Origin of the sequence: Pseudomonas sp. 06C 126, from assembly GCF_001855215.1 — a bacterium.
GTDB classification, from domain to species: domain Bacteria; phylum Pseudomonadota; class Gammaproteobacteria; order Pseudomonadales; family Pseudomonadaceae; genus Aquipseudomonas; species Aquipseudomonas proteolytica.
The window spans coordinates 41,911-64,510 of record NZ_MIFU01000075.1; the positions used below are offsets into that span (position 1 = coordinate 41,911).

At 62.7% G+C, this 22,600-nt stretch carries 13 protein-coding genes; 2 read left to right on the forward strand and 11 right to left on the reverse strand.

Annotation, left to right across the window (positions count from 1 at the left end):
• Positions 1 to 15 precede the first annotated feature (15 nt).
• Together glgB and BHC62_RS09460 are read left to right on the forward strand one after the other, a co-directional pair.
• Complete coding sequence (gene glgB / locus BHC62_RS09455; protein ID WP_070994829.1) at positions 16 to 2,244, forward strand: 1,4-alpha-glucan branching protein GlgB; 2,229 nt, start codon at positions 16 to 18, stop codon at positions 2,242 to 2,244.
• A gap of 265 nt (positions 2,245 to 2,509) precedes the next feature.
• The gene (locus tag BHC62_RS09460) at positions 2,510 to 6,688 is read left to right on the forward strand and encodes a hypothetical protein (RefSeq protein WP_143007516.1); all 4,179 of its coding nucleotides are present in this window, start codon (positions 2,510 to 2,512) and stop codon (positions 6,686 to 6,688) included.
• Positions 6,689 to 6,736: 48 nt separating this feature from the next.
• Here the strand turns inward: BHC62_RS09460 and BHC62_RS09465 are convergent, their stop codons facing one another.
• The 11 genes from BHC62_RS09465 to treZ all read right to left on the reverse strand — a co-directional run bounded on the left by BHC62_RS09465 (position 6,737) and on the right by treZ (position 22,600).
• Positions 6,737 to 9,319 (reverse strand): autotransporter outer membrane beta-barrel domain-containing protein, encoded by a 2,583-nt coding sequence (locus tag BHC62_RS09465; RefSeq protein WP_070994831.1) that lies wholly within the window; start codon positions 9,317 to 9,319, stop codon positions 6,737 to 6,739.
• Between the two features lie 240 nt (positions 9,320 to 9,559).
• Positions 9,560 to 10,321: a PIG-L deacetylase family protein gene (locus tag BHC62_RS09470; protein WP_070994938.1), complete on the reverse strand. Its 762-nt coding sequence runs from the start codon at positions 10,319 to 10,321 to the stop codon at positions 9,560 to 9,562.
• Positions 10,322 to 10,495: 174 nt separating this feature from the next.
• Positions 10,496 to 11,155, reverse strand: a complete 660-nt coding sequence (locus BHC62_RS09475) for a glycosyltransferase family 2 protein (RefSeq protein WP_070994832.1) — start codon at positions 11,153 to 11,155, stop codon at positions 10,496 to 10,498.
• Positions 11,152 to 11,751 carry an SAM-dependent methyltransferase gene (locus BHC62_RS09480; RefSeq protein WP_070994833.1) on the reverse strand — a complete coding sequence of 200 codons (600 nt, stop codon included), beginning with the start codon at positions 11,749 to 11,751 and terminating at the stop codon, positions 11,152 to 11,154. Before BHC62_RS09480 ends, BHC62_RS09475 begins: the two co-directional genes overlap by 4 nt.
• Entirely contained in the window at positions 11,748 to 12,506 is a 759-nt protein-coding gene (locus BHC62_RS09485) for a PIG-L deacetylase family protein (protein WP_070994834.1), read from the reverse strand. Before BHC62_RS09485 ends, BHC62_RS09480 begins: the two co-directional genes overlap by 4 nt.
• Positions 12,503 to 13,504, reverse strand: a complete 1,002-nt coding sequence (locus BHC62_RS09490; RefSeq protein WP_070994835.1) for an acyl-CoA dehydrogenase family protein — start codon at positions 13,502 to 13,504, stop codon at positions 12,503 to 12,505. Before BHC62_RS09490 ends, BHC62_RS09485 begins: the two co-directional genes overlap by 4 nt.
• A gap of 1 nt (position 13,505) precedes the next feature.
• Positions 13,506 to 15,647, reverse strand: coding sequence for a glycogen debranching protein GlgX (glgX, locus tag BHC62_RS09495; protein ID WP_029291626.1), 2,142 nt, complete (start codon positions 15,645 to 15,647; stop codon positions 13,506 to 13,508).
• A gap of 116 nt (positions 15,648 to 15,763) precedes the next feature.
• Positions 15,764 to 15,994, reverse strand: a complete 231-nt coding sequence (locus BHC62_RS09500; RefSeq protein ID WP_029291629.1) for a DUF2934 domain-containing protein — start codon at positions 15,992 to 15,994, stop codon at positions 15,764 to 15,766.
• Positions 15,995 to 16,017: 23 nt separating this feature from the next.
• Positions 16,018 to 18,765 (reverse strand): malto-oligosyltrehalose synthase, encoded by a 2,748-nt coding sequence (locus tag BHC62_RS09505; RefSeq protein WP_070994836.1) that lies wholly within the window; start codon positions 18,763 to 18,765, stop codon positions 16,018 to 16,020.
• A complete protein-coding gene (malQ, locus tag BHC62_RS09510) occupies positions 18,762 to 20,846 on the reverse strand; it encodes a 4-alpha-glucanotransferase (protein ID WP_070994837.1) in 2,085 nt (694 codons plus the stop codon). The genes BHC62_RS09505 and malQ overlap by 4 nt, the downstream gene beginning before the upstream one ends.
• Positions 20,843 to 22,600, reverse strand: a complete 1,758-nt coding sequence (treZ, locus tag BHC62_RS09515) for a malto-oligosyltrehalose trehalohydrolase (protein ID WP_070994838.1) — start codon at positions 22,598 to 22,600, stop codon at positions 20,843 to 20,845. Before treZ ends, malQ begins: the two co-directional genes overlap by 4 nt.

Consider the following 22,600-nt stretch of genomic DNA (forward strand, 5'->3'; position numbering starts at 1 on the left):
GCAGTGGGAGAAATCATGAGTTTTACACACAAAGAACCGCTGCAATCGACGTTCAAGATCATGCCACCCCCCAAGGATATCGAAGCCCTGGTGCGAGCCGAGCACCCGGATCCGTTCGCGATCCTCGGGCCCCATGAGGACGAGGCAGGCGGCCAGGTCATCCGCGCGTTTTTGCCCGAGGCCCTGAGCGTCGAGGTCCTGGCCCGTGGCAGTCACGAGGTACTCGGCAGCCTCGACGCCACGCCGGTCCCAGGCTTATTCATTGGGCATTTCGCCACACGCCAGGGCTACCTGCTGAAGATCCAGTGGGCGGGCGGCGAGCAGATCACCGAAGACCCCTATAGCTTCGGGCAGTTGCTCGGGGAAATGGACCTGTACCTGTTTGCCGAAGGCAATCACCGCGACCTGAGCAGTTGCCTCGGCGCCCAGGTGATGAGTGTTGACGGCATCCAGGGCGTGCGCTTTGCGGTGTGGGCGCCGAATGCGCGGCGAGTCTCGGTGGTGGGTGATTTCAATATCTGGGACGGGCGCCGCCACCCGATGCGCCTGCGTCATCCGGCTGGGGTCTGGGAGATCTTTATCCCTCGCCTGCAACCGGGGGCGGCCTATAAATACGAAATCCTCGGCGCCACCGGGATCCTGCCGCTCAAGGCCGATCCCATGGCCCTGGCTACGCAACTGCCGCCCGACACCGCGTCGAAAGTCGCCGCACCGTTGCAGGTGGAGTGGGCAGATGAGGCGTGGATGCAAGCCCGGGGCGAACGCCAGGCGGCCAGCGCGCCGCTGTCGATCTACGAACTGCACGTCGGCTCCTGGCAATGCGAACTCGACGAGTTGGGCGAAGTGGCGCGCCAATACGGTTGGCGCGAGCTGGGTGAGCGGCTGATTCCCTATGTGCAGCAACTGGGTTTTACCCATATCGAGTTGATGCCGATCATGGAGCACCCTTTCGGCGGCTCCTGGGGCTATCAGCCGCTGTCGCAATTTGCGCCCAGCGCGCGTTTCGGTTCGCCCGATGACTTTGGCGCGTTCGTCAACGCCTGCCATCAGGCGGATATCGGCATTATCCTCGACTGGGTGCCCGCGCATTTCCCCACCGATACCCACGGCCTGGCGCAGTTCGACGGCACCGCGCTGTACGAATATGGCAACCCGCTCGAAGGCTTCCACCAGGACTGGGACACCCTGATCTACAACCTGGGGCGCACCGAGGTCCACGGCTTCATGCTGGCCTCGGCGTTGCACTGGCTCAAGCACTTCCATATCGATGGGCTGCGGGTGGATGCGGTGGCGTCGATGCTGTATCGCGATTATTCGCGCAAGGCCGGCGAGTGGGTGCCCAATCGCCACGGCGGGCGCGAGAACCTGGAAGCCATCGACTTCCTGCGCCATCTGAACGACGTGGTGGCGCTGGAAGCCCCCGGCGCCCTGGTGATCGCCGAGGAGTCCACGGCCTGGCCGGGCGTCAGCCAGCCGACCCAGCAGGGCGGCCTGGGCTTCAACTACAAGTGGAACATGGGCTGGATGCACGATTCGCTGCATTACATCCAGCAAGACCCGGTGTACCGCGCCCACCATCACAACGAACTGAGTTTCGGCCTGGTGTATGCCTGGTCCGAGCGCTTTGTGCTGCCGATTTCCCATGATGAAGTGGTGCATGGCAAACACTCGCTGATCGACAAAATGCCCGGCGATCGCTGGCAGAAATTCGCCAACCTGCGCGCCTACCTGAGCTTTATGTGGATGCATCCGGGCAAAAAACTGCTGTTCATGGGCTGTGAGTTCGGCCAATGGCGCGAATGGAATCATGACCAGCAACTGGACTGGTACCTGCTGCAGTACCCGGAACACCGCGGCGTGCAGAAACTGGTGGGCGACCTCAATTGCCTGTACCGCGAAGAGCCGGCGCTGCATGAGCAGGACGATGCGCCGCAGGGCTTCCAGTGGTTGATTGGTGACGATGCCATCAACAGCGTGTATGCGTGGCTGCGCTGGGGTAAAAGCGGCAAGCCGGTGTTGGTCGTTGCCAACTTCACCCCGGTGCCCCGAGAGGCGTACAAGGTCGGCGTGCCCTTGGCCGGCCGCTGGAAAGAGCTGATCAACAGCGATGCCGATACCTATTCCGGCTCCAACTACGGTAATGGCGGCGAAGCCTTTACCCAGGACGAGCCGCTCCATGGGCAGGCCGTATCACTGTCGTTGAATTTGCCGCCCTTGGCCGTGCTGATTCTGCGCCAGGAGTAATAACCGTAGGAGCCGGCCTGCCGGCGATGGACGATAACGCTGATGTTGGGTACCAGACACCCCGCAGCGTTTATCGGCCGCCATCGCCGCCAAGCCGTCGCCTGAAAACAACCCGCGCCGTTGCCCTGACGAGCGCCGTTACCAATTCCTCTGGAACAATTTCTTACGTGTGATCCACACAAGGCTGTCAGCGATCAGGCGTAGGATCTCCGTTCACCTCGTTTCGTCGCTGTCCCTGTGTATCACTGCCAGAGACGCAAACGCCATGACCCCAGCAAGCTTGAATACCCGACCCGCCACTCTTTCGCCTCAGGCGGCTCCGCCGGTTGATGCCCCACCTGTGGCCCAGGGCAAATCCAGCCTGGCCGCGGTGCCAACAGCGGAGCCACCTGCCAGTTCGCAACAGGCCGAGGTGCGAGGAAAACTGGGGGATCTGGACGAAATGCTGAAGACTTTGAGGGAGCTTGCAGCCTCGAAAAACGCCGATACCCCCGTGAACAAAAGCGTGTTCCTGAACAAAGACTCACCGTTGATACCGCCGAACGGTTCCACCGAGCCGGGTACCAACCGGCTGGAGAACATGCTCAAGTTTTATGGCATCGTGCCATCTGATCCAAAGACACCGGAGCAACTGCAAGCAGCCATTTATGCCGTGGCAGATGCCCGCAGCGAAATCGCCCTGGGTCTGGATAATACTTCCAGTAATGCCGATGGTTTGTTGCACAAGACTAACGAGCCGGCTATCTCTGCATGGGTCACCGAGCAGGAGGCCAAGCACAAGCGGCCTTTGCTCAGTCTGTTGACTGAGGGGATCTCGCCACAGGCCCTTGAAAAAGCCAAGGACACACCTGCAGCGGTACTGGAACTGATACTTAAGTCACCCAAAGCCAATGAGCTGATTCAACAGTTGCTCAAGACCCTGGGCGGGGCTGAATTTCCACTGGATGGCGTCATTACCCGTGAGGTCAAGATCAAATTGTTGCTCAAGGCCCTGACCTTGAGCCTGGACCCGGTGCAAGGCCAAAAGCCGGGGCATATCGCCGGCTTTGACCTAGCGTCGAGTGAGCGTTGGAACCAAAGCTACCCAGCCATCAAGTCCGAGTTCAGGCAACACTTGGTCAGCACAAGGCAGTTATCCAGCGACCAGGCCTATCTGGCGGCCTATATCCTGAAACCCCAATTCCCGGCCGACTTTGCCGTACGTGATACACCGGCAGAACTGCCTTACCAGGGATCGGCGGCGTGGGTGAACTTCAAGCACGGCGTCAGCCTGGCCGAAGCGATAAAACCGGGCTCTTCGCGGCACATGAGTTTTCAGGAGCTGGTTGACCTGCCAGCCAAGTTCAGCGAGCAAGCGACGACGGACGAGCAGTGGGCGGCTATCGCGTCGACCCGTATCCCGGCGACGTTGGATTGGGCCGTGGCACAAGGGCTGCTCCCACAAAAACAGGACTACTCCCAGGAGGAGATCAATACAGCAGTCGCCGCATTGGATGCCCACGTCGATAAGGTGGTGTCGGCAGCCCAGCAATTGTCAGCGGATGTGCCGATGCGCAAGGATTATTTCGAGCGTATGGCGCGGGGTACTTCACGCACCGAAGTGCTGAGCCTGTTCAGCCCTTTGTTTCTTCTGTACAGGCATCTCAATGGCGAGAAAATCACGCCGGCCGAGGTCAGCTATAAATACCCTGTCTATGATCAAGCCACGTTCAAAACGGCGTTCGACAAGTACCTTAAGGATACAAAGTCAGCCTATGCAAAACTGATCACCGACCAGTTGTCCCAACTCCCGCTAAAAGACCGCAGGGCCATTGAACAGGGAGATGTCACGGTTTACGCACTTAGGACTAAACCCGACTCAGCCAAGGAAACTGATGACGATAAAAAGGCAGCAATCACACGCCCGGCATTTATTCTCAAGGCGGTACATGAGGGGCAGACAACCTACTACGAGATCAATCCTGTCAAAGGTATCGCTCGGCGTCGTGACGACTTGAAACCGATTCTGGAGTCCTACAACCCGGCCGATAAAAGCTATGGCAAAGACTTTATCTCGATCGAACACTCCGCTGACGGTGTGCCTTCTGAAGAATTGGTTGTGCGCGACGCTCGTGCAGGTGGCAGGGCTGAGTTCCAGAAAAAGTGGGCGAGCTATAAGTCAGGCAAAGGCCCCAAACCTGCTAGTTTTTCTATCGTTGTCCCTCAACAACTCGCCCACTTTCCATCATCTGCCGCCCCCTCTACACGAGCCGTGCCACAAACCCTCACTTCCGAACGGTCTGAGGCTATCGCAAAGACTGCTACTGATGATCTGTTCTACGTCGATACAGACAGGCTGAAGGAGTGGGCCGAGTCCGATCCTGAGCGAGAAAGTGCCGCACAGAAAAAAGATGAGGCGTTCTGGGAGCGCGTCAAAGGTACCGCGCAGATGGTGGTTCCGCTCTGGAGCGGCATTGAAAGTCTCGTCAAGGGTGACACCAAACAGGGTGTGTTGGATCTGGTTAACGATGGGCTGTCAGCGTTAGCGGGCCCTATGGGCAAGTTTGCCGCGGGCTCGGTGCGTTTGGTTTCGCGTGCAGGCAAGATCGGAGTGCGCGCGCTACTGCCTAAGTTTGGCTCGTTGGTAAAGAAGTTTGCGGTTTCTGTGGTGCGCAATCTCAACCCCCTTGACCCTGTGATGCCTGCACTGAGTAGCAGTGGCAACAGGCTGCTGAAGTTCGGCGGCGCGCACCTGCAAAATGTTCAAGCTGGTATTGCACAGTTCAAAAAATCTGCCGTGCTTAAACTGCCCGGCCGAGGGCGTTACGACCTCTCTCCAACAATTGACCTGACCCCCAGGCCCGTTGCCCAAGGACAGACCTTGCGGGTGGCCGAAGGTATTTCCAGTGAGCAGGCACGGGTGGTGAAACGCAATAAATACAGCGATGTGATGGTCGGCGATGACGTCTATCGCTATAACCCGGGCAAACCCGAAAGCCTGGTCAAACTAGGCGGGCCTGAGGATATAGGGCCGCTTGAAGGGTTTGTGATGACCTGTGGCGCCGGAGGGCGCCGTCACAAACGGGATCTCGACGACCTGTGTTACACCAAACAGATCGAACCTGGCGGCACCCCAGTGTTCCAGGACGCCCAGGCCCTGGAGCATCGCCGCCTGATTCCGGGGGTAGGGCAGGCGAAAGGTCCGCGCACGGTCATTCACGAGCATCGTCGTTACCGCGTCAATGAAGCGGGAAACCATGAACTACTACCAATGGCCAGTTCACAGCCTGTGACGTACAAGGGCCGTACCACGGGGACCGTAGTCAATGAACCGGACTTTGGTTATGACGACTTTGGTGTGCCTCGGGCGGTCAACCAGCAAACGGTTGTAGTCAAGATGGATGCGATCAGCGATCTGAGTAATGACCAGCGTGTCGTCAGGGGCCTGAAGGTCAATCATGACGGCCGGCAGTACGTGGTGGTCGAGGCCGATACCGGTGTGCACTACTACGCTGAGCTGAACGGCAATGGCCCACTGGAATTTCACCGCATGACCCGCAAGGATCCACTGGACGTTGAATTTATCAAACTGTACGACCAGCATAAGGATATCTATGGCTTTGCCGCCCAGGGCCTGCCGGACAACCCGTTGGTGGTGCTGCCGACTATGGATAGCCTGGTCAAGAAGATCGTCGCTGACGAACCCATGACGCCTAAGGAAATCAACCATCTTGCCGGCGTGTTGCAAGGACTGCCCCCCGAAAAACAGCGTGAAGTATTGATGGGGGTGTACGCCGCGGGGAGCAACCCCGGCCATGTGGTGGTCGCGGCAAAGCCGGTGCGACTGGCGCCGATCAAGAAGCCGGCTGACTTTGTCCAACTGCCGGCAGAGCAGCAGAACCGCTTGTATGCAGAAGGGGCGAGAAAAGCCGTCGACGAGCAATTCCAGGCCACTGGCATCCGGTCAGCCAATCAACAGGTTCCAGGTCTTGCCGGTGAGGTCGCACGTAGCAACACCGCCACGGAAATGGTGGGCTGGCTTTACACACGAACAGGCGCCCCCAACTATAGCGAAATAGTCCTGAAAACCGGTGCCGGCAATTGCGACCAGATGGCCAAGGTGGCCGTTGATACCATCAATACCAGTGGCGGCCATGCGCGTATCGCGCAAGTCAAGGGGCATACTTTCGCTATCATCGGCGGCCCGCCAGGGCAGCCTCGCAGCAAAGGGTTTGTGGGGCCGGAGTGGGATGACGCCTGGGTCGTTGATCCCTGGGCCGGTATCACCTGCCGAGCTGCGGATTACCCCGCGTTGTTCAAGGCGCGAATGCAAGAGTGGAGCCAGTCGGGCCGGCGCATCCTGATCAGCGATGGGGCGACGCCACCCCGTTCAGTGTGGAGTGACCCCATGGAACCACGCTGGATAGCGGCGACCGTCGATGGCGAGGCTCAGGTGTTCCAATAGTCCCGGGCGCATCACCCGCGACAGAAAACACCCACGCCCCTAGGGTTTTCAGAACTCCACCCTGACGCCCACAGTGCCTTTGCGCCCATCCAGCGCATTGCTATCGAGGTTGCGTTCATAACCCAGATCGCCATACAGGCTTACGCTGCTGGACATCTGCAGGGTTGCACCGGCACTCAGGTCCAGGGTGGTGGATTTTTGCTCGGTGTCGATATCCGTGACCCCGTTGAAACGCACCCGATTGGTGCCGGCCGAGGCATGCCAGACATTGGCACGCAGATACGGCTGGACCGGCATCGACGCCACGGTATAGCTGCCCCGCAGCCTGGCGCCGAGCCGCGTGGTGATGGCGGTATCGGCGGAAAACGAAACGTCGGAAACCCCGTCATTCTGGCGATCGAGCCGGGTTTTATTGACGATCAACTGCAATTGCGGCTCCAGCACCCAGTTTGGCGCGACGGGCAGCGGTACGCCGACTTCCACCGAGCCCAGCACATCGTGGCCTTTGGTCTTGAGCTTGAGCCCGCGATCAGACTCGCTGCTGCCATTGAGGCGGGTGCCCATCAGCACGGCATCGACGTACCAGCCATACGGGTCGATCAAGGTCCAGTACAGGCCCAGGCTGTCGCCACGCAAGGTGGTGTTGCCGGCATCCAGATGCTGCCAGCCGCGATTGAAGCCGTCGACATTGCCCCGCAGGCGGCTATGACCGACGAAGAAGCCCACACGTTGGGTCTGCCCGTTGGCGGTGGTCCAGGCATGCACGTCGCTGCCCACCTGGAAACCGGTGACCGAACTGTCCAACCGCGGGCTGACCGTGCCGGCATAGGCCTGGCGGCTGCTGTTGCCGTACACCCGGCCCCAGCCCGCCGGGAATGAGCCGCTGTTGGCCTGGCGTGCCTGGTCGCCCATGCGCTCATGGTAGGTGCCGAGCATGGCCCGCACCGTCTGCTGCGCCGCGGGGAACAGCGCCGAATACACGGGTACTTCGGGGCGATAGATCGGGATCGGCGCTTCCCCGGCCACCGGCGCAGGCAAGTCCACCGGTGTGCCTTCGGCGGGAATCGGCACCGGCAGCGGTTCCACGGGGCCCTCCGGGGCGGGCAGCGGCGGCGCCACCACGGCCGAGCGCAGGTACCACTGCTGCTGGGAGTCTGCGCTGACACCGCCCTTGAACAGGAAGTACTCGAACGCCCCGGCCGACACCGAGCCCCCCGCCAGGCTGAAGGCCTGGTCACTGCCGGTCGCGCCGTTGAGCGCTTGGACCACCTGAATGCCATCGCTCAGGGTTTCGGCGCCAGCCCCCCCAAGGTTGCTGACGTTGAGGGTCGTGCTGCCCTGAAGCGTGCCCTGGTTCACCACCAGTCTGTCACTGGCCGAGCCATCACCGCCCAATACACTTTGCAGCGCCATCTGGCCATTGTTGCCGGTGTAGTTGCCATTGACCGTCAGGCTGTCGGTGGCGCTGCTGCTGGCACTGGTCATATCAATCAGGCCGCTGTTATGGAGGGTGGCCAACTGGCCGGCAGTGAGGGGGCTGATGCTGCCCTGGCTGACCAACAGCACGCTGCTGCCGTCGACATTCAAGGTGCCAGTGCCGGTGCCTGTATCGCCGAGTTTGAAATCCCCAGCCAGGCTAAAACGCGAGCCATTGTCCAGGTTGAGCGTTTCCCAGTTGGCGTAGCGCTCGGCGTTGGTCGCCTGGGTGTTGTCAAGCGTCAGGGTATCGTTGCCCAGGCCGCCATCGATCAAGGGGGTGGCGGCGAGGGTGGCTTGCGTCAGGTTCTGCAGGAGTGCGGTGTCGTTATCCGGGCCCATATTGACCGCAGAGTTGATCGTGCCGGCGCCGATCCAGTTGAACTGATCGTTGCCAAAGCTCATGAGCACCTGGCCGTTGACCACGCCGCCGGTCAGGGTAAACAAATCATTGCCGCCGCTGACACTGACGTTACCGCCGATATACCCCCCGGAAATGCTGATGGTGTCCAAGCCAAACCCGGTCACCAGGTTGCCGTTGATCCTCCCGCCCAGCAGGGTGTAGAAGTTGTTGTCGAGCTTCATGTCGACCCGCCCGATCGTGCCCGCCGATTGGGTGGCAACATCGCCATCCTCGAACGCCCCGACGATCTCGCCGCCACTCATGTTGAACGTATCCCGCCCATCGCCCTGGGCCAAACTGGCGACACGACCGCCGCTTTGCGCGTAGGCATCGATGCCATCACCCTGGTTAATCGCGCCAACGCTGCCGCCGCTGATTTGGATGCTATCGGCGCCGTCGCCCTGGGTCACCGCCCCCACGACAGCATCCAGCTCCACACGGAAAATATTCGCCCCATTGCCCATGTTCAGCGCGCCCATGCTGCCCGATTGCGCTTGCACCAGATCGTGGCCGTCGCCAAATGTCACGGCGCTGGTGATTGCGCCATTGCCACCGGTAGGCAGGTTGAGGGTGTTATTGCCGTTGAGGTCGGTAAAGCCGGGCGTGGTGCCGCTGTCGCAGGTGGTGGTGTCGTCGCCGGCCGTGACCACCGGTGTACAAGCCGCGTAGGCCGGTAGCGAGAGGGTGGTCATCAGGGTCGCGCCGGCCGTCCAGGCGCTCAGGTGCAGCAGAGAATATCGCCGTGTGCTCATGATCCATCCTCACTCGATGGCAACTGACATCCCGTCGCCTGCATGGGCAGGCGCGGTACCCACCATGGCAACGAGAAGCACGATAACGATAAGGGACGGCTGGTTCCGTTTCGTAAAACATCGCCAATGCAAGGGGTTGGCATGGCTTTCTCGACTGCACCTGAACCGGTGCAGTGCTTGTTCCACGTTAGCAACAGCCGCAAAGGGCCGCCACTGTCAGAATTAACAGGTACAGACCAGTTACAAGAACACAATCTCGTAGGGTTCGCGCATCCGTTCCAGCAGTACCGGTGGCAGCATCGGCGCCAGGCCGATCAGCGGGTCGCCAAGCAGTTGACTGGCGTAGGCGTGGGCGGCGTGGCGTTTGCGCGCCACACTCCAGGTGTCGAGGCGCACCTTGCGCGCGCACTGCCAGGGCATGCGCCCGGCTTCACGGGCGGGGCGATGCCAGGCCCAGATCGGCAATTCAAGAAGGCGCGCGCCAGTCAGCGCACAGGCAATGGCCGTGGCGCGGCCGACGGCGTCGTGGTCGGCATTGCCATCATTGCGCCAGGTGGTGAACACCACATCACCGGGTTGCAGGTAGCGGGCGATAAAGGGGCTCAATAGCTGTTCGCGAGCGGCCAGGTCGTTGTCGCAAAAACCGCCGCGAATCCACTTCAGGCTATGCAGGGGCAAGCCGAGGCGGCGCAGGGCCTCGACACTTTCCTGGGGGCGAAACACGCTCAGGCGCTGCGCCGACCATTGGTTGGAACCCGGATGACTGGCGCTACCGTCGGTGATCGAGATCAGCTTCAAGGGGTGGTCAAGGGCGCTGAGCAGTTGCAACAAACCACCGCAGGCCAGCACTTCGTCACCCGGGTGCGGGGCAACTATCACCACCCGCGAGCCGGCAGGCACCAGGAGGGAAGGGCTGATGGTGGGGATTTGTGCCAGTTGCGGTGCGCTGTTCCAGATTTGCGCCGGCGTATGGCGACCGTCGTTGAGAGTGGCGGGTTTGATCAATGTCACATCCTTGTTCTGATGATGCAGGTCGTGCCCCGTGGACGGGTCGACTCTCCTTTTTTATCGCGCAGGCGCCAAGGCCTGTGCGGCACACGGGCAATCCGAATCCTGGATTGCCAAGCTTGAGTATTGTTCATCACCCGGATTTCGCCGGGCAAAGTTGCAACTTTTTCAGGAAGGCTGCATCAGGCCCTTCAAATAATCGCCAAAACCGCCCTGTGCGCGGCAGTCCAGCCGCGCACTGGTGATGACCTGGGGCGCATGGCTCCAGGCAATGGTTGCGCCGCATCGCTCCAGTTGGCGCACCAGTTGCACATCTTCATGACAGGCCAGGGGTTCGAAGCCGCCGGCACGTACATAGGCACCGGCGCTGACGCCCAGGTTGGCCCCATGGATGTGCCGATGCCCGTCACAAGCCCGATAGGCCTGGTTGTAGCGGATCTGCGCGGCCTCATCGAAACCTTCGCTCCAGGCATCCACCGTGACCGTGCCGCATACCGCGTCCACGCCCAGGGCCAGTTGCGCCACCAGCCAATCACTCGCCACGCGGCTGTCGGCGTCGGTGCAGGAAATCCAGCGCGCGCCCTGGTTCAACAGGTGCCGTGCGCCTATTCCACGCACCTGGCCGACGTTGCGGGCCTCTACGTTCAGGCAGTACACCCCGAATGCCTGGGCAATCTCGCTGCTGCGGTCGGTGCAGCTGTCGAGGACCACCAGGATCTGCACCTCTTCACCGAGCAAGCCCGGATGGCTGGCGGCGATGATCGCAGCCTTCAAGCACTCGGGCAGCAGCGCCTCTTCGTTGTGCACCGGGATCAGAATGCCGATCATCGCAGCCCCTCAAGGTGGGCGACCGAGGCGCTTTCGCGAGACCACAGGTCGAGTAGGAAATCACTGTCAGCCACTTGCGCCACGCGCGGCATGCCCAGGCGCTCGTGCAATAACTGGTGGACCTGTTCCGCCGTCTGCGGGCAGCCCTTGATAGGCGGGCGCCAGTGGCAGGCCAGCACCTGACCGTCGTGGGTCAACGCGGCCAGGGCCCGCTCGATCAACTCGCACAGGTCATCATGGTCGAGGTAATAGCACCACTCGCTGAGCACGATCAGTTCGAACCGGCCCTGCGGCCACTGTGCCGGCAAGCGGCTCTGGCACACCTGGGCGTGGGCAAAACCCTGCAGGCGCGCCTGGGCCAAGGCCACCGCCTTGGCCGCGGTGTCGCAACACACCAGCTGGTCACAGCGCGGCGCCAGTTCGGCGCTTAATTCGCCATTGGCGCAGCCGGGCTCGAAAATCGAGGTGTAGCGCGGTTTGCTCAGCAACCCCAGGGTCAAGGCCCGTTTGCGCTGCTCGTACCAGCGCTGGCGAAAGGCCCAAGGGTCGTCATTGTCGACAAACAGTTGATCGAAATAGGCGGTGGCAACACTCATACAAACACCACTTCAAAAGGTTGCAGTAGCCGCTCCAGCACATGGGGCGGCAATACGGGCGGCAAGTCGATCTGCGGATCACCCTCCAACTGGCTGGTGAACGCGTGCAGGGCGTGGCGCTTGCGCGCTACGGCAGCGGGCGTCAGGGCGATCTTGTGCGCACGGTGCCAGGGCACCCGCGGGTCCTCTGGGGTTGCCCAGTGCCAGGTCCATACCGGCAACTCGATCAACTGCGCGCCTACGGCCCGGGCCGCCTGGGCACTGGCTCGGCCTACGGCTTCGTGGTCGCAATGGCCGTCTTCGCGCCAGGTGGTGAACACCACGTCGTGGGGGTGCAAGTGTTGCTGGATAAATTCAACCAGTGCCGGTTCCCGCGCCTGTACCTGGCTGTCGGAAAAACCACCACGCAGCCAGCTCAGCCGTTGCGGCGACCAGCCCAGGCGGTGCAGCGCCTCGGCCGACTCCTGGGGGCGCACCTCGCGTAAACGCTGGCGCGGCCAGCGGGCCGAGCCGGGGTGGCTGGCGCAACCATCGGTCACCGAGACCAGCAGCAACTCGCGGTCCAGTGCCGCCAAGCCTTGCAACAGGCCGCCACAGCCCAGTACTTCATCGTCTGGGTGGGGCGCGATAATCACCGCGCGACAGCCAGCAGGCACCAGTTGCGCGATGCTGATCAGGGGCAGGCCGGCGACCCGAGTGGAGCCTTGCCAGGCGCGCAGCGAGGTGCCTTGGCCGACAATCGGGTTGGCGTTCACAGCTGCCACGTCCCTGGTGATTGCTGCGACAGCTGCTGGCCGAGGGCCGCCAGGTCACGCTCGGCGTGGCTTTGGCGCAAGTACACCGGCAAGTCGGCGATCAGCCGGGCAAAGTGCGGATCCTGGCAATACGGCCCGGCGCCCATGGCCCGGCCAACGTGATGGATGACCTCGTTGGCCGTCGCCTCAATGACTGCTCGCGCTCGGCGGGCGAGCAGTTGGGCATTGGCCTGAGGTTGCTCATCGATCTGCCGTGCAGCGCTGCGCAACACCATGGCGCCAGCATGCAACGCCATGTCCACCGCGCCCAGGTGGGCCAGGGCATGGGGTTCTTCGCGGCGGCCACAGTGTTCGCGCAGGGCCTCGGCCAAACGTTGCGCCGCGCCGTACCAACAGGCGGCGATACCAACCCCGCCTTGCCAGAAACCCGGGCGTTGCAGGTAATCCCCTGGCCCGCCGACCGCTACTGCAACGGCGGTGTCGAAAACCACCTCGACACTTGCACAGGCTTGCATGCCCACGGCTCGCCAGCCGTCGCCGGTCACTTCGACACCCGGCTGAGCCATCGCCACCGCGACCAGCTGTTGGCGTTGCTGCTCATCCCAGGCAGTCAGTAATCCATGACTGACCACCGCAGCGCCGGAGCACCAGGCCTTGCGGCCCTCCAGCAGCAGCTGGCTGCCGGCGCGTCTGACCTGCACCCGGGCCGCCGGCGGTTCGGCGGCCCACATGCCCCAAGTGCTGCCCGCAGGCGGGGCCTGGCTGCCGAGTTCGGCCATGATTGCCAGCGCGTCAGTGTGCCCTTCGTACAACTTGCACAGGCTCAAATCGTGGCCGGCCACCTGGGCCAACTGGCTGAAACGCACCAGTGTCTGCCCGCCACCGGGGCGCGGCAACTGGTCCAGGCCCGCGTCCACCAGGGCCTTGAGGGTCAGGCCAAGGCCCTCGATTTCAGCCAGTGGGTGGCGGTTGAGTTGTAGAAAATCGTGCAATGCCATTTCACACCTCTTCCTCATGCTGCAGTTCGAACAGTAGCAGCGAGCGCCCGGTCACGGCATATTCGTGGTCAAAGTCAAAACGCTCCTGACCGCGTACGGCCGGCTGGTTGGTGTCGACCATGCAGGTCCAGAAGCCGCCATCCGGCACCTGGGGCAAACGGAAATTCACCAGGTCATGGTGCGCGTTCACCACCAGCAGCAGCGTAGCATCGGCCCCTGGCCGGCGAATCCCGGTTTCCTGGGCGCGTCCGTCCATCAACATCCCCAGGCAACGGCCCTGGCTGTCTTCCCATTGTTCGATGGACATTTCGTTGCCATCGGGGGCCAGCCAGGTCACGTCCTTGACCCCGATGTCTTCGTTGTAGTCGCCCACCAGGAAGCGCCCGCGACGCAGGATGGGGTAGGCCAGGCGCAGCTTGATCAGGCGCTTGACGAACTTGAGCAAGGACTTGCCATCTTCATCCAGCTCCCAGTTGACCCAGCCGATTTCACTGTCCTGGCAATAGGCGTTGTTGTTGCCGTGCTGGGTACGTGCGAACTCGTCCCCGGCCACCAGCATCGGCGTGCCCTGGGCCAGCAATAGGGTGGCGAAGAAGTTACGCATCTGGCGCAGGCGCAGCGCGTTGATCTCGGGGTCTTCGGTGGGGCCTTCGACGCCGTGGTTCCACGACAGGTTGTTATTGCTGCCGTCCTGATTGTTCTCGTCGTTGGCTTCGTTGTGCTTGTCGTTGTAGGACACCAGGTCGTGGAGGGTGAAGCCATCGTGGGCGGTGATGAAGTTCACCGAACTGTAGGGGCGGCGCCCGCGCTGGTTGAACATTTCGCCGGAAGCGGTCATGCGCCCGGCAAAGTCGGCCAGTTGCCCATCATCGCCTTTCCAGAACGCGCGCACGGTGTCGCGGAAACGGTCATTCCATTCCACCCAACCTGGCGGGAAGTTGCCCACCTGATAACCACCGGGGCCCACATCCCAGGGTTCGGCGATCATTTTCACCTGGCGCAGCACCGGGTCCTGCCGGCAGGCGACCAGGAAGCTGTGGCGTTCGTCGAAACCGTCGTGGTAGCGCCCGAGAATGGTCGCCAGGTCGAAGCGGAAACCATCCACATGCATTTCCGTGGCCCAGTAGCGCAGGGAATCGGTGACCATTTGCAGCACGCAGGGGTGGCTCAGGTCCAGGGTGTTGCCGGTCCCGGAATCGTTGATGTAGAAGCGCTTGTCGTCGGGCATCAGGCGGTAGTAGGAGGCATTGTCGATGCCGCGCATGGACAGCGTCGGGCCCTGCTCGTTGCCTTCGGCGGTGTGGTTGTAGACCACATCGAGGATCACCTCCAGCTTGGCTTCGTGCAGGTGCGCGACCATTTCCTTGAATTCGGCGATCTTGCCACTGGCCAGGTAGCGCGGGTCGGGGGCAAAGAAGGCGATGCTGTTGTAGCCCCAATAGTTGGTCATGCCTTTTTGCAGCAGGTGCTGGTCATTGACGAAGGCATGGATTGGCAGCAGCTCTACGGATGACACGCCCAGTTGGCGAATGTGCTTGAGCACGTCATCGACCATCAGCCCGGCGCAGGTGCCGCGCACCGCCTCAGGGACCGAAGGATGGCGCATGCTGATGCCGCGCAAGTGGGTCTCGTAGATGATCGTGCGATCCCAGGGCGTGCGCACCGGCTGGTCGTTGCCCCAGGTGTGGGCCGGGTCGATGACTTTGCATTTGGGCACGAAGGGCGCGCTGTCGCGCTCATCAAAGCTCAGGTCGGCATCCGGGTGGCCGATGGTGTAGCCAAACAGGGCTTCGGACCACTTGAGCTCGCCCACCAGTTGCTTGGCATAGGGGTCGATCAACAATTTGTGATGGTTGAAACGATGGCCATTGGCAGGATCGTAGGCGCCGTAGACGCGGTAGCCATAGATCAGCCCGGGGTGGGCGTCGGGCAAGTAGCCGTGGAACGTCTCGTCGGTGTATTCCGGCAGTTCGATGCGCTCCAGTTCTACTTCGCCGGTATCGTCGAACAGGCACAGCTCGACCTTGGTGGCATTGGCCGAGAACAGCGCGAAATTGACCCCCAGACCGTCCCAGGTCGCGCCGAGGGGGAAGGGCAAGCCTTCACGAATCCGCGATGGCTCGGTATCGGGTGTCTTGCTCATAGTGTTGCTCCTGCAAAGTTTTTCCGGGCCGAACGGGGCCGTGCTGACATCAGGTCAGATCAATCGTTGAGCTGTTTTGTAGGAGCCGGCGAGCCGGCTCCTACAGGAAGGTGGGGTCAGCCGACGGGCTTGCGTGGGGCTCGGGGCTTTTTGGCGGCGGCGGGTTTTTCCGCAGGCGGTTTTGCCTTGGCCGCCGGTTTGGCCTTGGGTTTGCTGGGTGTCAGGGCCTCGGCTTCGGCCAGTTTGCGGGCCATTTCCCAATGGCGGGCTTCCTGGCCTTCGGGCTTACCTTCGGACTCCCAGATCTGATACGCGAATTCACGGACGCGCTTGTCTTCGGTGCTCATCGCAATGCTCCTCACAGAAAATTTCAGCTTTCTTGATCGTCAGAATGGATAAAGACATTCACCGGGACATCCCCCAGGGCAGCGCTGATCAGTAGCTCCTTGTTGGGTGTGACTGCGCCTGTTTGCAAAAGTCCCTTCCAATTTTGCATCGTGGCGTCGAACGGTAATTTGATCCGGGTATCGCCCCAAACTTGCGCATCTACCCGGGGTTGGGCGCTGTTTTCAAGCAGGGCGTGGGTCCAGCGCGGTACCACCACCAACAGCCATTGGCCTTGATACTCGCGACTGAAAGCCACCACCCGCTGGGCATGCTTGCCCAGCACTTGCAGCGGTTCATAGCGGCCCCTGGCAAACAGCAACGGGTGGGCCTTGCGCAGGTTCAACACCTGGGCAATCAACGCCTGCTTCAGGTGCCCGTCACGCCAGCGCTCAAGCAAGGCGCCCGGTGCTGCCGCCAGTGCCCGTTGCCGGGCGCTGAAATCCACCGCCCGCCGGTTGTCCGGATCCACCAGGCTCAAGTCCCAGAATTCGTCGCCCTGGTACAGGTCCGGCACGCCGGGCACGGTGTTGCGCAGCAAGGATTGCGCCAGCCCGTTCAGGGCCCCGGCGGGGGCGATGGCCTCGGCGGCAGCGTGGATCGCCGTGCGCAAGGGCAGGCCGACCGGGTCGAGCAGCAGGCGTGTGAGGAACGCTTCGACACCCTGCTCGTAGAGGTCGTTGGGCGCACTCCAACTGCTGTGCAATTTGGCTTCGCGCAGGGCTTTTTGTTGCCATTGCCAGAGGCGTTGCTGGTAGTCGTCGATGTCGTGCAGGTCCAGGGGCCAACTGCCCAGCAGCACCTGGTAGAGGATCAGCTCATCGCCGGCCGAGGGAATGCCCGGCTCATCGCGCAACGGCATGGCCAGCCGGCGCCAGTGCTGCACCTGCTCGACATACCACGGCGCACATTCACTGAGTACCGCCAGGCGCGCGCGGCTGTCTTCGCCGCGCTTGTGGTCATGGGTGGCGGTGGCCAGCAGGTTATCGGGGAAAGTCTGCAGGCGTTGCTGGTTGGCGGCATGAAAGTCAGCCAGGGGCGCGCTGAACTGTTCGGTGCAAAAGCCTACGTCATTGCGCGAGAGCAATACCGCCGAGCGGTAGAAGGCGGTGTCTTCCACGGCCTTGGCGGCTGCGGGCGAGGTCAGTTGCTGGAAACGCACGCAGGCGTGCTTGAGGATCTTGCGCGGTTGCCCCACGGGACGCTCGCGCCAGGTTTGGCCACCGAGCCACTGTTGCAGGTAGTCGAGCACTGGCCAGTCGGCTTCGCTCAAGGTCCCTCGGGCGCCGGCCAGGGCCTGTTGGAACACGCTCTCGTCAGCGGCGCTGCGGCCACGGGCGCTGATATAGGTGCGATACACCGGGAAGTGCACGACCAGCTCCTGCAATGCACGGCGGATCGCGCCCAGGGTCAAGTCGCGGCTCATCACGTCGGCGCGGGCTACTTGCAGCAGGGCCTGGGCCACGCTTTCAAAATCCCCGGCCAGGGAGCCGTTGAGGATCTGTTGCCGGGCCAGCCAGGCTTCCTCGATAAACGCCGAAGGCCGTTCAGTGGCCTCGCGCCAGAGCCGGGCCAAGGCTTCGAACCCCTGGGGGTCGTGCTGCACCAGCGACACCTGGTTCATGAATTCGTAGCCGGTGGTGCCATCTACCCGCCAGTCTTCACGCAGGGTTTCGCCGGCGCCGAGGATCTTCTCGACAAAGATCGGCAAGTGGCGGTTTGGCGACAGTCCATCCACGCGCCGCCGCAACTTGCGGCAGTAACCCCGTGGATCGGCCAGGCCGTCGATATGGTCAATGCGCAGGCCGTCCACCAGGCCCTCGCTGATCAGTTGGAAGATCTTGCTATGGGTGGCCTCGAACACCGTGGTGCGCTCCACCCGCAGGCCGCCGAGCTCGTTGACGTCGAAAAAGCGCCGCCAGTTGATGTCATCCGCTGCCGTGCGCCAACTGGCCAAGCGATAGGCTTGCTGTTCGAGCAACTGATGCAGGCGGGCAAAACCTTGAGGTTGGCGCGCATCAAACATTTCCAGGGCGTGTTCGATGGCCGCCAGGGTCAGTGGGGCCTGCGCGCGCTGCGCCAGTGCCTGTTTCAGGCTGGCGGCTTGAGGCCAGGCATCGGCCTGATACGCCAGGGCGCTGAAGCGGTCGGCCAGGTCTTTGAGGGGAGGATGGGCGCGCAGGATATCGCCGTAGTCACTGGGGCAGATCGGGAAGCGGTGTTCGTAGTGTTCGACAAAAAAACTGCCCTGGGCCGGGTCAAAACGCAGGGGCAGCGTACCGCTTTGCAAGGCTTCGCCGTAGTCGCTACCGAGGAAAGGCATTAACAGTTGGCCCTTGAGCAGCGGGTCCGGCGAGTGCCACTGGATATCGAAGAATTCGCTGTAGGGGCTCAGGCGCCCCCATTCCAGCAGGTCCAGCCACCAGGGGTTGTCGCTGCCGCCGACGGCCATGTGGTTGGACACGATATCCAGAATCAGGCCCATGTCGTGCGCGCGCAAGGCCGCCACCAGGCGACGTAGCGCCGGTTCGCCGCCCAGCTCGGGGTTGACCGTGGTTGGGTCGACGACATCGTAGCCATGCATCGAGCCGGCGCGGGCCTTGAGCAGGGGCGAGGCGTACAGGTGGCTGATGCCCAGGCTGGCGAAATAGGGCACCAGCGGCACCGCATCATCGAGGGTAAAGCCCTTATGGAATTGCAGGCGTTGGGTGGCCCGTAGCAAGACGGCGTTCATCGATCACGCTCGAAGGCCTGATTGCGCGCCACCGCCAGCAACTCCAGGCGGCGGGCGGCGTTCTCATTGTCGAGCAATTGCGCAGCGTCCCCCGGCAGGCGCCGGCGCCAATTGGGATGGGTGTCGATGGTGCCGGGCAGGTTGGCTTGTTCTTCGACGCCCAGGGCGTCTTCCAGGGGCAGTATGACCAGCGGTGCGCGGGTGTGGCCGAGGTAACGCACGCTGGCATCGAGTATATGGTCGGTTTCGTTGCGCCACTCATCGCGAAAATTCTGCGGGTCTTGCGCCAGGGCCCGGCGCAGAGCCTCGCGCTCACCCTGGCGGTGCTCGCTCCACTGCTCAACGGTGGGCGCATCGATCAGCCCCAGTTGCACATTCCAGTCGATATCGCGGCTGTGCCACCAGCCGTTGAGTGTCGGCAGGTCATGGGTGCTGGTGGTGGCCAGGGCGTTGTCCGGCCAGTCGAGGATCGGCGTGAAGCACCCGCCATGGTCCTGTTCAAACAACAGCACGCGCATGCCAAGCATGGCGCGGGCGCTGAGTTTTTCCCGCAGGCCATCGGGCACCGTGCCCAGGTCTTCGCCCAGCACAATCGCCTGGTGCCGGCTGGATTCCAGGGCCAGCAGGCGCAGCAGGTCATCCACCGGGTAATACAGGTACGCGCCTTGTTTGGGCGAGGCGTCCTTGGGGATGACCCACAGCCGTTGCAGGCCCATCACATGGTCGATACGCAAACCGCCGGCATGGGCGAAGTTGGCCCGCAGCATTTCGATGAACGCCCGGAAACCATTGCGTTTGAGGCCTTCGGGGGAGAACGCGGAGATGCCCCAGCCTTGGCCAGCACGGTTGAGGATATCCGGTGGCGCGCCGACGGTCAGGTCGGCCAGCAGTTCGTCCTGACGGCTCCAGGCCTGGCTGCCGCCGCCATCGGCGCCCACGGCCAGGTCGGCAATCAGGCCGATGCCCATGCCACTGCCGCGTGCGGCTTGTTGTGCGCGCTCGAGGCAGCGGGCGATCAACCATTGGTTGAAGGCATAAAAACCAATGGCTTCGGCCTGTTCGGCGGCAAATTGTGCCAGCGCGGCGCTGCCCGGGTCGCGCCAGTCCTCGGGCCACTGGCGCCAGTCGAGGCTTTCACCGTTGGCGGCGCGCGCGGCTTGCACGGCTTCAAAGCGGCAGTGGTTTTCCAGGGCCTCGCCACCGGCCTGACGGAAACTCATGAAGTCAGCCTGCTGCGGGTGTTCACCCTGGCGGAAATCCTCGTACAGTGCCCGCAGCAAGCGTTGCTTGGCCTTGGCGGCGGCGGGCCAGTCGATCAGGCTTTGTTGTTCCAGCTCTTGCAGTTCATCGGCCAGCCCGGTGGACTCGATGGCGCTGCGCAGTGCGCGCTCGCCGAGGATGCAACCGGGCGAGGCATACAAGCTATTGAGGAACAGGCGGCTGGACGGTGAATAAGGGCTGAAATGCTCGGTATCGGCACTGAACATTGCGTGCATCGGGCTGATCGCCAGGGCGTCGACGCCCCGTTCCGCGGCAGCGCGAGCCAGTTGTTCCAGGGCCTGGGTATCACCGAACCCACCATCGCCTGCGCGGCGCAAGGCATATAGCTGGGCACTCAGGCCCCAGGCGCGGGCGGGCTGGCTATCCACTGCCTCGGCAACGCTGAAACACTGATGGGGGGCAACGGCCAGGGTGAAGGACTGGTCGGCGATCTGCACTCGGTGGTAGCCCACGGGCAGGACGCCGGGCAGGCTGGCGTCGGCATCCAGCGCCAGGCCTTGGGTGCTGCCGTCCTCCAGGTGAACCTGGCATGCCGTACCAGGGGCAAAGTAGGCGGCCAGGTCAAGGCCGGTGCCCACGTCCACGGTCAACAGCGGCGCCAGGTGCCTGTCCTGCTGCACGCGCTCCAGTTCTTGCAGGCTGGCGGCGATGGCCGCGTCGGTGTCGGCGGGGTGGCCGAGGCCTTGGAGCACGGCGCGCAACGCGTCGGCGCTGACATGCTGCGGGCGGCCGTTGGCGTCGATCCAGTCCACCGCCAGGCCCGCACGGCTGGCGAGTATTTCCAATTGCGCTTCGCTCAAGAGTGCTCTCCAACAGATGATGAGGTGTCACCCGGCGTCAGGCTGACGCGGGCAGAGAAGGGCGTAAGTGACTTAAGGTCGCTGCTGGTGCTGAACAGTTCGCGGAGGCCGGCCGGGTGATGCAGGGTGGCCGGGCTCAGGTTGAGATCGATCTGCAATAGGCTGCCGTTGCCCAGGCGCCAGCGTGCAGACACCGCGCCCTGGCCCAGGATTTGCGCGCCGAGGGCAGTGCTGCCGGGCAGGTGGGGCACGATGTGCTGTTGGCGCAGGCCCAGCAGTTGGCGGTACAGCGCGGCCGGCGCCTGGGTAAATTGCGGAATAGAGCGCTCAAAGGTCTGCAGCGCGTTGGGGTCGGGAATCTGCGCGCGACGTGCGGGGTCACTGAAGGCGGCGAAGTCAGCAAATTCATTGCGCCGGCCTTCGCGCACGGCTTCGGCCAGTTCGCCGTGATGGTCGGTGAAGAACAGAAACGGCTGTTCGGCGTTGACTTCATCACCCATGAATAGCAGGGGGATCATCGGCGACATCAATAACAGCGTGGTCGCCGCCTGCAACGCCTGGGGCGAACACAGTTGGTGCAGGCGCTCACCGAGGGCGCGGTTGCCGATCTGGTCGTGATTCTGCAAAAACAGCACAAAGGCGCTGGGCGGCAAATGAGCGCTGGGCTCGCCGCGCCGAGTACCGTGGCGGGTGGTCTCGCCCTGATACACAAAGCCTTCGCCCAGGCAGCGGGCGAGTTTGGCGGTGGGATCATCGGCAAAATCGGCGTAGTAGGCGTCGGTCTCGCCGGTCAACAGCACATGCAGGGCGTTATGCCCGTCATCGTTCCATTGCGCATCAAAGCCCTGCTGTAACAGGTCGGCCTGATTAAATTCGTTTTCCAGTACCAGCCACACGTGGCGCCCGGGCTCTACCTGCTCACGCACCCGTTGCGCCAGCTCCTTGAGGAACGCCGGCTCGTTGATGGCATGCACCGCGTCCAGGCGCAGGCCGTCGAAGCGGTATTCGTTGAGCCACATCAGGGCGTTATCGATAAAGAAGTCGCGCACTTCGCGGCGGCGAAAGTCGATCCCGGCGCCCCAGGGGGTGTGGCTGTCTTCGCGGAAAAAGCCTTTGGCATACTGGCCTAGATAATTGCCATCGGGGCCAAAGTGGTTGTAGACCACATCGAGAATCACCGCCAGGCCATGCTCGTGGGCCGTGTCGATCAGGTGTTGCAACTGCTCGGGGGTGCCCAGGGATGCCTGCGGTGCGTAGGGCAAGACCCCGTCGTAACCCCAGTTGCGTTCGCCGGGGCACTGGGCCAAGGGCATCAGCTCGATGGCGGTAACGCCCAACTCTGCCAGGCGTGGCAGGTGCTGCTCGACTGCGGCGTAACCACCCAGTATCCCCACATGCAGCTCGTAGATCACCGCTTCATGCCAGGGCCGGCCTTGCCAGGTGGCGTGGCGCCAAGGGTAGGCCAGGGGATCGACCACCACGCTGTCGCCATGCACGTCGGCATGTTGCAGGCGTGAGGCAGGGTCCGGCACCTTCTGCTCACCATCAATGGTGTAGTGGTAGCGGGTGCCGGCTCCACAGCGTACATGGGCGACAAACCAGCCCTCTGCCTGGGGCAGCATGGGCACTGACTGACCATTGTGCAGCTCGACGCTGACATCAGACGCGTCAGGCGCCCACAGGGCGAAGCGGGTATGTTGCGCATCCTGCATGATCGCGCCGTGGGGCCATGTTTCCAGAGTCCGTAACGGCAT

What these genes read in the sequence shown, in the direction of transcription:
- BHC62_RS09460 (WP_143007516.1), top strand. Translation starts at nt 2,510, where the DNA reads ATGACCCCAGCAAGCTTGAATACCCGACCCGCCACTCTTTCGCCTCAG.
- BHC62_RS09465 (WP_070994831.1), bottom strand. Translation starts at nt 9,319, where the DNA reads ATGAGCACACGGCGATATTCTCTGCTGCACCTGAGCGCCTGGACGGCC.
- treZ (WP_070994838.1), bottom strand. Translation starts at nt 22,600, where the DNA reads ATGCCGTTACGGACTCTGGAAACATGGCCCCACGGCGCGATCATGCAG.
- BHC62_RS09500 (WP_029291629.1), bottom strand. Translation starts at nt 15,994, where the DNA reads ATGAGCACCGAAGACAAGCGCGTCCGTGAATTCGCGTATCAGATCTGG.
- BHC62_RS09505 (WP_070994836.1), bottom strand. Translation starts at nt 18,765, where the DNA reads ATGAACGCCGTCTTGCTACGGGCCACCCAACGCCTGCAATTCCATAAG.
- BHC62_RS09475 (WP_070994832.1), bottom strand. Translation starts at nt 11,155, where the DNA reads ATGATCGGCATTCTGATCCCGGTGCACAACGAAGAGGCGCTGCTGCCC.
- glgX (WP_029291626.1), bottom strand. Translation starts at nt 15,647, where the DNA reads ATGAGCAAGACACCCGATACCGAGCCATCGCGGATTCGTGAAGGCTTG.
- BHC62_RS09480 (WP_070994833.1), bottom strand. Translation starts at nt 11,751, where the DNA reads ATGAGTGTTGCCACCGCCTATTTCGATCAACTGTTTGTCGACAATGAC.
- BHC62_RS09490 (WP_070994835.1), bottom strand. Translation starts at nt 13,504, where the DNA reads ATGGCATTGCACGATTTTCTACAACTCAACCGCCACCCACTGGCTGAA.
- glgB (WP_070994829.1), top strand. Translation starts at nt 16, where the DNA reads ATGAGTTTTACACACAAAGAACCGCTGCAATCGACGTTCAAGATCATG.